A 14,392-nucleotide genomic window follows, 5' to 3' on the forward strand; every position below is an offset into this window, starting at 1 on the left:
CGCCGATCAGGCGCGCAGGGCTTCTGCTGCCGCCAGCACGCGCGCAATGCCAAGCTTGTCCATGCACTCGGGGCGGGCCAGGCCACGCGGGCAGGCGCTAAACACGCCGCACGGGCTGCACCAGAGTTCTTCGCGCAGCACGACGTGGCGCGCCAGGCTGCCCCACGGCCTGAAGCGCGAAGGGTCGCCCGGGCCATACAGGTGAATGCTGCGCGTGCCTTGCGCCGCCGCCAAGTGCAGTGGCCCGCTATCCACCCCCAGCACCAGCCGCGCCCGCCCAAGCAGCGCGGCCAGCTGCCCGACGCTGGTTTTCCCCGCCAGCTGCACCGAGTTCGCCCGCATTGCCCCGGCCACATCCGCCACCAGCGTTTCTTCGCCCGGCCCGCCGGTGAGCACCAGCTGTGCGCCACCCCTGCCGAGCGCATCGGCAATCGCCGCCCAGCGATCTGCGAACCAGAGCTTGTCGGGGCCAGCGGTGCCAGGGTGAATGACCACCAGCCGCTCGGGCGCGATGCCGGTGTCGCGCAGCCACTCCGACGCCCAGCTCACATCCTCGGGCGCGGGGTCGAAGCGCGCCGCAAACGCTCCCGCGTCGAGCGGCTGCCCAACAAGCGCGCCAACCATCGCCAGGCCCTGCGCGGTGACATGGTCGCGTGGGTTCCAGTCGAGCGCGCGCGAAAGAAACGGGCGGCATTCCGGCACGGCAATGCCGACGCGCACCGGGATGCCCGCCAGCAGCGCCAGCGCCGCGCCCCACCAGTGGTCGTCGCGCCCGATGATCGCGGCATCGTAGCTGGCGCGGCGCAGCAAGCCCGCGTAGTGGAACAACAGTCCATACGGCCGCAGCCGGCGCGCCAGCCAGCTTCCGCCGGGCGCCTGCCGCTCGAAGCCGGGGAAAGGGCAGGTTTGCAGCGTGCTGATGTCGGGGTTGCGGGCGAGGATCATCGATGCCCACGGCCCGACCAGCGCGGTGATCTGCGCATTGGGAAGCTGCGCGCGCAGGGCAGCCAGCACCGGCGTGGCCAGCAGCAGATCGCCCAGGTGGTCGGGCTTGAGGTAGAGCACGCGGCGCAGCGTGGACGCGGGCCGGCGCACAAATGGCCGGGCAACGAGCGCAAGCAGGCGCAGGAGTATCAGGCGAAGGAAACGTTTCATAGTTCGTCGCAGTCGTCAGGGATCAGGAGTCTGGGCGTATAGCAATCCGCCCTTCTCTCAGTCTGGGTGTATAGCAATCCGCCCTTTATACAAAGAGTCAGGAGCAGTGTTGTCCGCTCCTGACTCTTCAGTTCTGGCTTCTGACCTCTGGGTTTAGAACAGCATCGCGCCGGCCTCACGGCCAAGCTGGCGCAGGCGGTCGCTCACCGGCTGGCGGCCCTCGGCGGCCATTTTGTCGGCCAGCTCGTTCAGCTGTTTCACAAAGGCCGACGTAATCATGGCCGGGTTCTGGCGCAGCAGCTTGGTGGCGTCCTGCGGCTTCTCAGCGCCCAGCAGCTGGTTGATAAAGCGATCCTCGGGCGAAAGCGCCTCTTCCAGCACCTGCGCGGCCAGCTGCTCCAGCGCGCTGAGCTGCTCCAGCGCGGCAGTGTTGCCAGCGCGCTCGGCCGCGACCATGTTGGCCTGCAGCACCAGGAAGAAGGCCTCGTCGATCTGCTCGCGGTGGGCGCGCATGGCCTCGGCCGGGTCGGCTGCGCCGAGCACCTCGCGCAACACGGTCGAGCCAGCCTCGAACAATTCCTGCGCCTGCTTGTCCATCCGCTCAACCGTATCGACGATCAGCGTGCGGCGGGCGGCGAGCTGCTCGGCGGCGGCGGCGTCGCCAGCCTGCTCGGCCTGCTCGATGCGCTCAGTCCACGCCGCGAAGAAGCCGTAGTCGATGATCGGGCGGAACTCGGCGATCATCTGCTCGAGCGCGTCTTCCGGCGCGGCGGCAAGCTGGTCGATGATCTGGTTCAGCTCGTCGTCGCCAAACTCGGGCATGTCCTCGCCCTCGTCCGGCGCGCCAAACTGCTCAAGGTCGAAGTTCACCATTTCGGCGAGCTTGTCGCGCAGCGCCAGCAGGATCTGGCCCGAGTCGTCGCGCCCGGCCTGGATGCTCGATTGCACAAACATCGTCAGCGTGGCGAAGAACTCGTAGTCGAGCGCGTCTTTGTTCTGGCTGGCAACCGCCTGAAGCTGGCTTTCGCCCCCTTCAAACGCCTCAACGAGCTGGCCGATCAGGCCTACGCGCTTGCGCTGCGCCTCGATCGTTTCGCGCGAAATGCCGTCGGCTTCGAGCACCGTGTCAACCAGCGAGTTGAGCGTCAGGAAGCGCTTGGGCGCGAGCATGTAGCCTTTGGGGGCATTTTGCGGCAGCGAGCGCATCAGCGCGCTGGCGGCGTCGCCAATAAAGCGTTCTTCTTCGTCGGGGCGGGCGTTGAGCTGCTGCGGGAAGTGCACCAAGAGCAGCTGCTTCTCGGGGTCGTGGTAGATCAGCGGCGCGGCGATCATTGCCGGCGTGCCGCAGTTCGGGCAAACCGCCATATTAAGCTGGCCGGCCAGCAGGTAGTTTTTCAGCTCGGGCTGCAGGCCGACATCCACGAGCGTAAACACCTGGGCGCGCATGGGCGTGCGGCAGTTGGGGCAGCTCAGCTGGATTACCTGGGGCGCGGGGGCGGACATGGCTGGTCCTTTCTCAACGAAACGCGCCGGGATGGCCGGCGCGGAAAAATCTGGTTCCTCGCGCCGTATTATAGCATACTGCATCAGAAAGCTGTGCTATACTGGCGCAATCTAACAGTTCTCCAATACTTCCGAGCGCAAAGGAGCCGCGCATGCTGATTCTTTCCGCGGCCGATGTGCGCCGCGCTGCGCCTATGCCTGCGGCAATCGACGCCGTGGCGGATGCGTTTGCCCAATTGTCCGTCGGGCGGGCCGATGTGCCGCTGCGCGTGCCGATCGGCCAGGCCCAGCACGACTCGCACACCTTTTTCATGCCGGCGCTGCTGGCGAACAGCGGCGCGCTGGGTTTGAAGGTCGTGTCGGTGTTTCCGCACAACCAGGAGCGCCACGCCCTGCCGAGCATTCATGCGCTGGTGGTGCTGATCGATGCCGAAACGGGGCAGCCGCTCGCCGCGATGGACGGCACCTACCTGACGGCGCTGCGCACTGGCGCGTCGTCGGGCGTGGCGACGCGGGCGCTGGCGCGGCCCGATTCGCGCGTGCTGGCAATGTTTGGCGCGGGCGCGCAGTCGCCCTACCAGGTGCAGGCGGTCTGCGCGGTGCGGCCGATTGAGCGCGTGCTGATTGTGAACCGCAGCCGCGCCCGCGCCGAGCAGCTGATCGCGACGTTGGGCGAGCTTGGTATTGGCGCGGAGTGCACGATTGCCGACAGCGCGCGCGCGGCGCTGGCCGAGGCCGATGTGGTCTGCTGCGCCACCAGCGCGGCCACGCCCCTGTTCGACGACGCGGATGTGCGGCCCGGCACGCATATCAATGGTGTGGGCGCGTTTACGCCCGCGCTGGCCGAGGTGCCGCCCGCGACGATTGCGCGCGCCTACGTGGCAGTCGATCAGGTGGCGGCAGCGTGGGCCGAGGCTGGCGATCTCATTCAGGCGCGCGATGCTGGCGCGCTCGACCCGGCGCGCATTGTCGAGCTGGGCGCGATTGTGGCGGGCCATGCGCCCGGCCGCAGCGACGCCGCACAGATCACGTTCTTCAAGTCGGTGGGCAACGCTGTGCAGGATATGGCGGTTGGGCAGCTGGCGCTGGCCGAGGCGCGCCGGCTCGGTCTGGGTACTGAGGTAGCGCTGCGCTAGTTCGCAGGCGCGGGGAGAATCTATGCCAGAAGGTGCTGTTGAGTTTCTGACTCACTGGGAAAGCTTTAATGTCATTACAGGCTCGGCGGCGGCGGTGCTGATTGGCCTGCAGTTTGTGGTGATTGTGCTTGGGGCCGAGATGAATCGCGGCACCAACGAAACCACGCGCGCGTTTGGTACGCCAACCATCGTGCATTTCTGCTCGGTGCTGCTGATCGCCACGGTGCTGTGCGCGCCGTGGTCGTCGCTGACGCCAATAGCGGTGCTGCTGGGCGTGCTTGGCGCGCTCGGCGTTGTGTATGGCGCGGTGCTGGTGCGGGCGGCGCGCAGCCAGAGCGCCTACACGCCGGTGCTGGAAGACTGGATCTGCCATTTCACGCTGCCGCCGCTGGCCTATGCTGCGCTGCTGCTGGCGGGCACCATGCTGCCGAGCGCCCCGGACACGGCGCTTTTCATTTTGGCGGCGGCGGTGCTGGTGCTCTTGTTCGATGGCATCCACAACGCCTGGGACGCCGTGACGTTTATTGCCGTCTCGCAGCGCCGCGCCGAGGAAAAGCCGCAAGAACAAGCTGGGAAATAACATCATCCACAGATTGCGCAGATTACACAGATTTGAGCGAAATAACGACGCACTATGCTGCTAAAAACATAGTGCGTCGTGCGTAGTTCAGAAAGCCAGGAACACGCTGAATATTGACTCCTCGCTTCTGAATACTGTTTATGCCATTTCTGCTTCGCTATTGACCGCCTGGATCAGCGCGCGCATGTAGGCGATTGAGTAGGCCGTGCCGACACGCGGCCCGCCAATCATCGCCGGGATGTGGTCGGGGATCACGCAGCCGTCGAAGTTGACCGTGCGCAGCGCCTTCATCACCTCGTACATGTTCTGGTAGCCATTGTCGATCAGGGTTTCGACCCACGGCTCGGGCATGGGGTTCGAGACGTTGCGGAAGTGCACTTTGAACAGCTGGTTTTGCGCCGCGAAGTGCCTGATCGCATCGACCACGCCCACGCCCATGCCAACCTCGCCGCCTTCCAGCCAGCAGCCCACGCACAGGCACACGCCAATGTTCGGGCTGTCTGCGATCTCCATCGCCTTCTTGTAGCCCGCAAAATTGCCGAACATGCAGCGCGGAATGCCGCCCAGCGCGTAGACGGGCGGGTCGTCGGGGTGGATGCCAATGCGCACGCCGGCGTCTTCTGCCACTGGCGCGATTTCGTGCACCAGATGCGCGTAGTTCTCCCACAGCTCGTCTTCGCTGAAGGTGCGGCCGTGAGTCGTGTCGCCGGTAAACCGCTCGCCGTGCCAGTGGCCGATCGCGTCCTGCAAATCGAGCCGGCGCGCTTTCATCCCGCCGCGCCCGGTGGTCGGCTCCGACGACCAGATGCCATTGCCCATGTGGGCGTAGGTGTTGTAGTAAATCCCCGCCGCGCCCAGGTTGCGGATGAAGCGCTTCATCTCCTCGATCTTTTCGTCGCGGCCGGGCAGGTTGAGCGTGATCGCGGGCACATTGTGGACGAAGGGGTTGGCGATGCGGTAAATTTTCAGCCCGTGGTCGGCAAAGCGCCTGACCAGGCTCTGGTAGAACTCAAGCGTGTGCAGCTCGGCCTGGTTGATGCCAACCATTGCCCACTCGACGCCAAGCTGCTCGAAGAACTGCAGGTCTTCGTCGCTGGCGTGCGCGTCGGTCTGGATGGCGATCTGGATGCCCTGGGTGCTTGAGTAGTAGCCGGGCACGGCGCGCATGGGAATCGTGGATGCGGGAGCGCTCATTGGGCTTGCCTCCATGAAGTTGGTGAAAGCGGATGCAGCGACTGTGGAAGTGTGGGGTTTGCAGCGGACGGATGTGAGTGCGTATTATCGCGCAGAAACGCGAAAATGCAAGCCGCGAAAGAATGGTTACACGGCCAGCTCAACCTGGAATAGGAAGCGAGATATATCCACAGATTATGCAGATATGAAGATCTTTCATCTGCGTAATCTGCGTAATCTGTGGATGGATATAAGATGCTCTGTGCGCTCTGTAGCTACTCATGTGTCTCGATGCCAAGCGCCCAGCAGTAGAAGCACAGCTCGTCGGTATCCTGCTCGATCAGCGCGCTGAGCGTGGTGCCGCCGCCATGCCCCGAGTCGTGCAGTGGCAGCAGCAGAAACGGCCCGCCGTCGGTCGCTTCGGCCTGCAGGCGCGCAACCATCTTGAGTGGGCCGTAGGGCGGCGCGATGCGGTCGTTCAGCGCCGACGCAAAGAGCATGATTGGGTAGGCGCGCCCGGCGCGGACGTTGTGGTAGGGCGAGTAGCCTGCCAGGTAGGCGGCCTCATCGGGGTCGTTGGGCGATCCGAACTCCACCACCGCGCCGCTCTGGTTGCCGAACAGATGGAAGCGCAGCATGTCGAACATTCCCGCGCGGCTAAACACCGCGCCAAAGGCATCGGGCGCTTGCAGCGCGGCCACCGCCACGAGCAGGCCGCCGTTGCTGTTGCCGCGCGCGACCAGCCGCGCCGGGGTGGTGTAGCCAGCCGCAACCAGCCAGCGCGCCGCAGCAACGAAATCGTCGAAAGCGTTCTGGCGCCTGGTTTTGGTGGCGGCAGCGTGCCATTCGCGTCCGTACTCGCCGCCGCCGCGAATGTTTGCGAAGGCTAGCACACCGCCCATGCGCAGCCATGCCGCCTGCACAGCGGTGAAGCGCGGCTCGACCGAGATGTTGAAGCCGCCATAGCCGTTCAGTCGCACCGGCAGCTCGCCGTTGGGCGTGATGTCGCGCTGGTGTATCAGGAACATCGACACAGGCGTGCCATCGCGCGATTCATACCAGACCTGTTGCGTTGTGTATTCTGCCGGATCGAGCCCGACATCGGGCACGAAGAAGGGCGTGAGCCGGTCGGCCTCGTAGTCGTAGCGGTAGAGCGAGGGCGCCTGCACAAACGATTGAAAGTTCACCCACACCTCGTCGCCCGCCCAGCCGCCGCCGATACCGCTCACCACGCCTTCGCCTGTGTTGCTGTTCACCGCGCCGAGCGCTGGCAGTTCGATTTCGCGCAATGGCTCGCCGCGCGCGCTAAATACCTGCACGCGATGCGAGGCCGCCCGCGAGTACACAGCGTACAGCCGCCCGCCCACGCCAGTGACGGTTTGCAGCGTATCTGCGCCTTCGGGAATGATCGTTTCCCAGGCGGTTGGCGCATCCAGCGGCGCGATGCACGCCCGCCCGCGTGGCGCGTCGCGGTCGGTATGGATCAACAGCGCGTCGCCAATCACCTGCACCTGGTTGACGGCGCGCATCTCGGGCGCAACCGGGATGAGCACATCGTCGGCCAGGCGTAGCAGAAAGACGGTGTTGGCGTGCACAAAATCCCAGGCGTACAGCACGGCAAAGCGCCCGCACTCGCTGACGCGCACGGCGCACCAGTCGTCGGCATTTTCCGCACCAAACACGCGCCGCGCCGCTTCCGCCGAGCCAAGCCGGTGCTCGTAAACGCCGTGATAGGTTGGCGTGTCGCCGGGCGCGGGATAGGCCGCGTAGAAAAAGCCGCTGCTATCGGGCCGCCATGCCGGCGTTTCGTGGGCGGTGCCGTAGGGCTGGTCGGGCAGAACCTCACCCGTCGCGACATCGAGAATGTGAATGATTGTGTCGTGGGCGTTGCCGACCGAGCGACCAAACGCCACCAGCGCGCCATTGGGCGAGGGCACGGCAAAAACCAGTGCGGCGTTGCCCGGCCACTCGTTCGGGTCGATCACGGCCTCGGGCGCGGCGTCGGCGCTCCTTTGCATCATCAGGCGCGGCTTGTCGTCGGCGGCGCCCGCCTGCCAGAAGAACACGCGCCCGGCGATATTTGTGCGGATCGGTGGCGACTGCCGGGCGTAGCGCGTGGATTGCGCCACTGCTGCGCGCAGCGAATCGCGCCTCGGAACGGCATCAAGCGCCGCGCGTGTAACGGCTTCCTGTGCGGCGATCCAGTCGCGTGTTTCCGCGCTGTCGAGCTGTTCCATCCAGCCGAACGGGTCGGCGTACCACTGACTGTGCAGCCAGTGGCCGTGTTCTGCTTCGGCGCGGGTCGCGGGTACGGGAAGGGGGTACGCTCGCTGTGGCATAGTTGCTCCTGCTGTAAGGCGGCAGAACGCCGAGTATAGCGCGGCGCGGGCCGCGCAGCATCAGCCTGAGGAATGAGCCTCTGCTGGGAGCGCAACGAGCCGAAAGCGCCAGATCACAAAGCCCGAGCGGCCCAGCTCGCGCCAGTGGCGCTCGATTCGGTACAGGCCATCGTAGCGGTAGCCAGCGGGCGGCGCGTAGGGCGAGCGCGGGTTAGCCCCGCGAATCACGCGCACGGGCAGATGCTCGTCGCAGCTGCGCGCCAGCGCAAGGTTGCTGCCGCGCATGAGCTGGTCGCCGGCCTGCCGCCCGCTGACGCGATCGCGCGCGCCCTGCCCAGTGTAGAGAATCACATCGCCCGCGTCTTCGTCGTCCTCATATGCGCCCGACAGAATGATCGACGCGGCACCACTCGCCGCCGTGCCCGACACACCCACGCGGATGGGCGGGTGCACGCCCGCGCGCGCCAGCTCCAGCCGCGTCGCAAAGACACTGCCGGGCGGAAAGCCGGGGATGTCGCCAAAAATGCGGTCGGGCACGCTTCACCCTTTCCAGTGCGCTGCGCTGCATTCTACCAGATTGCGACCGCTATTCGCACCGGCACATTCGTGCTACAATGCGGGCGAATCGCAGCGCCAGCAGGAGGAGCCTATGCCCGCATTTCCCACCGACATCGCGGCCGTTCTCGCCGAGCCCGAGGGCCAGCAGCTCGCCTTTGTGCGCCGCGCCTTCCGCACCGACGAGCTGGCCGAGACGCTGGCGGCGCTGGCGAATGCGCAGGGCGGGCTGGTGCTGGTGGGCGTGAGCGGGCGCGGCAAGAAGCTCGAAGGCGTGGCCGATGCTGCGGCAGCGCGCCTGGCCGCGCTCGATGCCGCGCTGGCCTGCACACCGCCGCTGGTGCTGCCGCTGCCCGAAAGCGCACCAGTCGGTGACGTCATGGTGCTGGCACTGGCGGTGCCGGCCGGCCTGCCGCACGTCTACAGCGTCCACGGGAAATACTTGCGCCGCGCCGGTTCGACCAACCAGCCCATTCCGCCCGACGCCCTGCGCAAGCTGCTGCTTGAGCGCGGCGAAACCAGCTGGGAGCGGCTGGTGCCCGAAGGCGCGACCCTGGCCGACCTCGACCAGCACAAGCTGGCCGCCTATGTGCGCCGCGCTAGCACCGCCGCCGAAACCGACCCGCTGGCCTTTCTGTTTCGGCGCGGGTGTCTGGCGCGTGGCGCTGGGGTTAACACTAGCTCACCAACCCCCAATCCCCAACTCCCAACCTCCACGTATGTCCCCACCAACGCTGGCCTGCTGCTGTTCGGCAAAGACGTCGACCGCTTCTTTCCGCAGTGCGAAGTGACGCTGGTGCGCTACCGTGGCCGCGAGATGAGCGACGAATTTCTGCGCGAAGACATTCGCGACACCCTGGCCGAAACCGTGCGTCGTGCCGAGATCTGGCTTTCTGAACACATGCGCCGTGGCAGCAAAATGGTTGGGCTCGAACGGCAGGACTGGGTGCAGTTCCCGCAGGGCGCGGTGCGCGAGGCACTGGTAAATGCCGTGGCCCATCGGGACTACACAATTCGTGGCGAGGGCATTCGCATTGCGCTGTTTGGCGACCGGCTGGAGTGCTACTCGCCGGGGCGGCTGCCCGGCCATATGACCGTCGAAAATATTGTGGAAGAGCGTTTTTCGCGCAACGAAACGCTGGTGCAGGTGCTGGCCGACTTCGGCCTGATCGAGCGACTGGGCTATGGCATCGACCGCATGCTGCGCCAAATGGACGAAGCCGGTCTGCCGCCGCCCGAGTTCCGCGACACCGCCGCCGGCTTTCTGGTCACACTGCGTGGCCGCGCCGACGACCTGCCCGCCGAGGCATCCGCCGCCGACACGCGCGAGTGGCGGCGCATGGGCCTGAACGAGCGCCAGATCGCCGCGCTGGTGCACCTGACCGAGCAGCGCCGGATCAGCAACAGCGACATGCAGGAGCTCGCGCCCGACGTTTCGGCAGAAACATTGCGCCGCGACCTGGCCGACCTTGTGGAGCGCGGCCTGCTACTGAAAATTGGCGAAAAGCGCGGCGCGTACTATATTCTGAAATAGCTGCGTTGCGCGGCGGCCAGCCGCAAGGTATACTGGCAGGAGCAGTGAAACGGAGCAGCCATGACAGCCGAGCTACAAACGCCAATTTTGCGCCTGGGCCGCCGCAGCGGCAGCCCCGAGATCGACCTTGCGCCACTCCAGGGCCTCTGGTCGGTCGAGATGTACCTGAAGCTGACTGAGCAGACGAGCCAGCTCATTGAGTTTACCGATGGAGAGGTGGAGATTCTGCCCAGGCCAACCAAATATCACCAGGCCATGTCGCTCTTGCTGCTGCTGAAATTTTTGGCCCGGGTGCGGCCTAACGGTGGCGTGGTATTTTATGCCCCGCTGCGCCTCCAGATCCGCCCCGGCAAGTTCCGCGAGCCCGACCTGCTGTTGCTGCGCGACGCGAACGACCCGCGCAACCAGGATGCCTTCTGGCTCGGCGCTGACCTTGTGGTCGAAATTGTGAGCCCCGACGACCCCGAGCGCGATACAGTGACCAAGCGCGCCGACTATGCCGAAGCCGGCATTCCCGAATACTGGATTGTGAACCCGCTCGACGCGACGATCACGGTGCTGGCGCTCGACGGCGCGGCCTACGCCGAGCACGGCGTGTTTGCGCGCGGCGCACTCGCCACCTCGCGCCTGCTCGACGGCTTCGGGGTGAGCGTGGACGAGGTGTTTGACGCCGCGTAAACTTATCCACAGATTACACAGATTACACAGAATTTCCTCTATTTGCGCTGTCGAGGCGCGCCCAACTGCTCCACCGCTGCCGCCATCAGGGCGGCATTATTGTGCGCGGCGCTGCCATTGGGCTGGTCAGCTTGTTTTCTCCACCAAAAGTCCTGATTGACTCGTCAATCAAGTAGCGCTATAATCCTAATTGACTAGTCAATCAAGAAAGAAAATGTGTATGACCAGCAACGACGAGCAGGAAAACAGCGACCGCCGCCAGCAGATAATCGAAGCTGCGTTGCGAGTCTTTAGCACGAAAGGCTTCCACAAGGCGACGAACAAAGATATTGCGCAGGAAGCGGGCGGCATTTCGCCGGGGCTGATCTACTGGTATTTCAAAGACAAAGAAGATTTGTTTCTTTCAATAATTCGCGAGCGGGCAGGCGTGTTTGCCATGGCCGATCACCCCGAGCGCCTGATGGAGCTGCCGCCGCGCGAAGGTCTGGCGCTGGTGGGCCGCACCTACATGTCGATCTTCCATGTGCCCGGCAATGTCGCGATCTTCCGCATTCTGATCGGCGAAGCGACGCGCTTCCCACAAATTGGCGAGATGTTTTTCCGCGTGGCGGGCCGGCGCTTTCTGGGCCTGATCAGCCAGTACTTGCAGCACCATGTCGATCTTGGCAACCTGCGCCCGCACGACACATCAATTTCGGCGCGCAGCTTCCTGGGCATGTTTATCGTCAATGTGCTGGCGCGCGAAATTATGCGCCAGCCCGAGGCGATTGCGACGACCGACGAGCAGATTATTGCAACGAATATCGATATTTTTGTCACTGGTTTGGAGCCACGCGCCGGGCAATAGGAGCGTGCCATGTCGCTTACGGCTGTTTCGTTTTCTGTTTCAAAGGAGACAATGATGTCTGAGTATATTTTGCAGCTCGACTCACCCGACGCCACGCTGGCGCGCGTGGGCGGCAAGGGCGCGAACCTGGCCGAGCTGGCGCGCGCGGGTTTTGCCGTGCCACCCGGCTTTCTGGTCACCACCGACGCCTACCACGCTTTTGTGGCCGCGAATGGTCTGGCCGAACAGATCGTCGCGCTGGCGCGCAAGGTTGCTGGCGACGACCCGCTGGCGCTGGAGCATGCGTCCGAGCAGATCCGTGGCTTGTTCGCGCAGGGCGAGGTACCCGCCGCGCTTGCCGAGACGATTGTGGCCGCCTATCAGCAGCTTTCCAGCAACGCCCCTAATCTGCCCGTCGCAGTGCGCTCGTCGGCCACGGCCGAAGATTTGCCGGGCCTGTCGTTTGCCGGCCAGCAGGATACCTACCTGAATATTGTGGGCGACAATTCGCTGCTCGACGCGGTGCGGCGCTGCTGGGGCAGCCTGTGGACCGCCCGCGCCCTGGGCTACCGCGCGCGCAATGGCATCGCGCCCGACGACGTGGCGCTGGCGGTGGTGGTGCAGGAGCTGATCCCTTCCGAGGTTTCGGGCGTGCTGTTCACCGCCAACCCGCTGAGCGGGCGGCGGGCCGAAATTGTGATCGACGCGAGCTATGGCCTGGGCGAGGCGATTGTGTCGGGTCAGGTCGAACCCGACCACTATGTGGTCGACCCGGCGAGCTGGCAGATTACGAGCTGCAAGCTGGGCGCGAAGGCGCTGGCGATTGTGCCGCGCGCTGGCGGCGGAACCGACGAGGTGGCGCGCACAGCCGGCGAGCAAGCCCTGCCCGATGCGCAGATCCGCGACCTGGCGCGCACCGCCGCGCGGGTAGCGGCGCATTTCGGCTCGCCGCAGGATATCGAGTGGGCCTGGGCGAATGGCCGCATGATGCTCCTGCAATCGCGGCCGATTACCTCGCTCTACCCGCTGCCCGACGCGGCACTGGCGGCCAAAACGCCACGGGTGTATTTCAGCTTCAACTCGGTGCAGGGCGTGCTCGATCCATTCACGCCGCTGGGCCTCGACCTGCTGCAACTGCTGGCGGGCGGCTTTCCGCAGTTTCTGCATGCCGACCTGCCGCTGCGCGAGGTCATTCCTACAGCCGGTGGGCGCATCTTCATCGATGTCACTGCGATCACCCGGCCCTGGATGGTGGCGCTCAAGCGCATCGACCCGGGCGCGCGCCGCACGCTGGAGCAGCTGGTGGCGCAGGGGAAAGTCGAGCTGCGCGCGCCGAAGCCGCTGCCCACGGTGCTGCGCCTTGCGCCAACGCTCGCGCCCATTCTGTTGCAGATTGTGGGCGCATTGCGCGCGCCGGCCTTTGCCCGCGCCCGCGCAATTGGCGGGGCCGAGCGCTTTCTGGCCGCGGTGCGCAGCAATGCCGCGCGCGCTCGCACGCTGCCCGCGCTGCTCGACGCGGTTGAGAATGATGTGTCGCGGGCGATCCCGACGGTGCTGCCGCTAGTGGCTCCGGTGGTTGCGCCCGGCCTGGTGCTCATGAGTATGGTTGACACATGGCTGGAGCGCTGGCTCGGCAAAGCGCCCGGCGCGGTTTTTCAGCTGCTGCGCGGCTTGCCAAACAATGTCACGACCGAGATGGACCTGCGGCTGTGGGCGCTGGCGCAAACCATTCGTGCCAACGACGCGGCGCGTGCCGCTCTGCTTGACCTGCCGGTTGAGGAGCAAGCTGCCGCTTACGCGCATGGCACGCTGCCGCCGGCTGCGCAGCATGGCATCGCGCAGTTTCTGCAGCAGTATGGCATGCGCGGCGTTGCTGAAATCGATATTGGCCGCCCGCGCTGGCGCGATGATCCCACACCCATCCTGCAAACGCTGCACGGCTACCTGCAGCTGAACGACCCTTCGCTCGCGCCCGATGCGCAATTTGCGCGCGGCGCGAGCGAGGCCGCGCAGCTCACCGAGGAATGGGCGAGTGAGCTGGCGCGCACGCCGCTGGGCGCGCTGCGAGCGCGCGTGCTGCGCTTTGCGGTCGGGCGAATGCGCGAACTGTTAGGACTGCGCGAAACACCCAAATTCTACCTGATCCAGACGCTGGGCATCTACCGCGACGCCCTGCTGGCGCATGGCCGCGAGCTGGTGGCGCGTGGTGCGCTCGACGATGCGGGCGACATCTTTTTCCTGTCGCTGGATGAGTTGCGGGCGGCGGCACGCAATCGCACGCCCGACCTGCGCGGGCAGGTGGCGGCGAACCGCGCCGAGTACGAGCACAACCGCACCGCGCGGCGCATGCCCCGCCTGCTGCTCAGCACGGGCGAAACCTTCTATGAGGGCTTGAGCGAGGCTGGCGCGAACGATCTGGTTGGCGACCCGGTGTCGCCCGGCGTGGCCGAGGGCGTGGCGCATGTCGTGCGCGACCCGCGCGGCGTGCGCCTGCAGCCCGGCGAGATTCTGGTTTGCCCGGCCACTGACCCCGGCTGGACGCCGCTGTTCCTGACGGCGGGCGGCCTGGTGATGGAGGTGGGCGGCATGGTGACGCACGGCTCGGTGGTGGCGCGCGAGTATGGCATTCCCGCCGTGGTGGGCGTGCACGAGGCCACCGAGCGCATCCACACCGGTCAGCGCATTCGCGTTGACGGCGCGGCCGGGCGCATTACGCTGCTGGAAGACGTACCCGAACTGGCGGTGAACTAACACGCGCTTATTGTTCACCACGAAGGCACGAAGATACGTGAATAAAGTACATAACTCCGTGGCCTCTGTGCGCTCTGTGGCTCAACCGTCTCGCTTTTGGTTCTCGGTTCTACGGTTCTCGGTTCTTGGTCTGGACGTATAGCAATGCGCCCTTCAATCGCT

General features: G+C 65.6%; 11 protein-coding genes. 6 read left to right on the forward strand and 5 right to left on the reverse strand.

The window, feature by feature from the left end; genetic code table 11:
- Positions 1-6: 6 nt before the first annotated feature.
- The gene (locus M1P90_RS04280) at positions 7-1,155 is read right to left on the reverse strand and encodes a glycosyltransferase family 9 protein (RefSeq protein WP_483701416.1); all 1,149 of its coding nucleotides are present in this window, start codon (positions 1,153-1,155) and stop codon (positions 7-9) included.
- Positions 1,156-1,308: 153 nt separating this feature from the next.
- On the reverse strand, positions 1,309-2,658 hold the full coding sequence (locus M1P90_RS04285) for a CpXC domain-containing protein (RefSeq protein ID WP_483701417.1): 1,350 nt from the start codon (positions 2,656-2,658) through the stop codon (positions 1,309-1,311).
- 152 nt (positions 2,659-2,810) lie between these two features.
- Between M1P90_RS04285 and M1P90_RS04290 the strand changes: the two genes are divergently transcribed.
- Entirely contained in the window at positions 2,811-3,794 is a 984-nt protein-coding gene (locus tag M1P90_RS04290) for an ornithine cyclodeaminase family protein (protein WP_483701418.1), read from the forward strand.
- Positions 3,795-3,816: 22 nt separating this feature from the next.
- Positions 3,817-4,374 carry a hypothetical protein gene (locus M1P90_RS04295; protein ID WP_483701419.1) on the forward strand — a complete coding sequence of 186 codons (558 nt, stop codon included), beginning with the start codon at positions 3,817-3,819 and terminating at the stop codon, positions 4,372-4,374.
- Positions 4,375-4,512: 138 nt separating this feature from the next.
- Here the strand turns inward: M1P90_RS04295 and M1P90_RS04300 are convergent, their stop codons facing one another.
- The 3 genes from M1P90_RS04300 to M1P90_RS04310 all read right to left on the reverse strand — a co-directional run bounded on the left by M1P90_RS04300 (position 4,513) and on the right by M1P90_RS04310 (position 8,423).
- Positions 4,513-5,568 carry a mannonate dehydratase gene (locus M1P90_RS04300; protein ID WP_483701420.1) on the reverse strand — a complete coding sequence of 352 codons (1,056 nt, stop codon included), beginning with the start codon at positions 5,566-5,568 and terminating at the stop codon, positions 4,513-4,515.
- A gap of 254 nt (positions 5,569-5,822) precedes the next feature.
- Positions 5,823-7,886: a prolyl oligopeptidase family serine peptidase gene (locus M1P90_RS04305; protein WP_483701421.1), complete on the reverse strand. Its 2,064-nt coding sequence runs from the start codon at positions 7,884-7,886 to the stop codon at positions 5,823-5,825.
- Positions 7,887-7,946: 60 nt separating this feature from the next.
- Positions 7,947-8,423: a YDG/SRA domain-containing protein gene (locus M1P90_RS04310; RefSeq protein WP_483701422.1), complete on the reverse strand. Its 477-nt coding sequence runs from the start codon at positions 8,421-8,423 to the stop codon at positions 7,947-7,949.
- Between the two features lie 112 nt (positions 8,424-8,535).
- On the opposite strand from M1P90_RS04310, the gene M1P90_RS04315 reads away from it, so the two are divergent.
- From M1P90_RS04315 to M1P90_RS04330, 4 genes are all read left to right on the forward strand, one after another.
- On the forward strand, positions 8,536-9,975 hold the full coding sequence (locus M1P90_RS04315; protein WP_483701423.1) for an ATP-binding protein: 1,440 nt from the start codon (positions 8,536-8,538) through the stop codon (positions 9,973-9,975).
- Positions 9,976-10,035: 60 nt separating this feature from the next.
- Complete coding sequence (locus tag M1P90_RS04320; RefSeq protein ID WP_483701424.1) at positions 10,036-10,653, forward strand: Uma2 family endonuclease; 618 nt, start codon at positions 10,036-10,038, stop codon at positions 10,651-10,653.
- A 220-nt stretch (positions 10,654-10,873) separates the two neighbouring features.
- The gene (locus M1P90_RS04325) at positions 10,874-11,500 is read left to right on the forward strand and encodes a TetR/AcrR family transcriptional regulator (RefSeq protein ID WP_483701425.1); all 627 of its coding nucleotides are present in this window, start codon (positions 10,874-10,876) and stop codon (positions 11,498-11,500) included.
- Positions 11,501-11,551: 51 nt separating this feature from the next.
- Positions 11,552-14,230, forward strand: coding sequence for a PEP/pyruvate-binding domain-containing protein (locus M1P90_RS04330; RefSeq protein WP_483701426.1), 2,679 nt, complete (start codon positions 11,552-11,554; stop codon positions 14,228-14,230).
- The last annotated feature ends 162 nt before the right edge of the window (positions 14,231-14,392 follow it).

It is taken from the genome of Kouleothrix sp. 19917 (assembly GCF_057073505.1).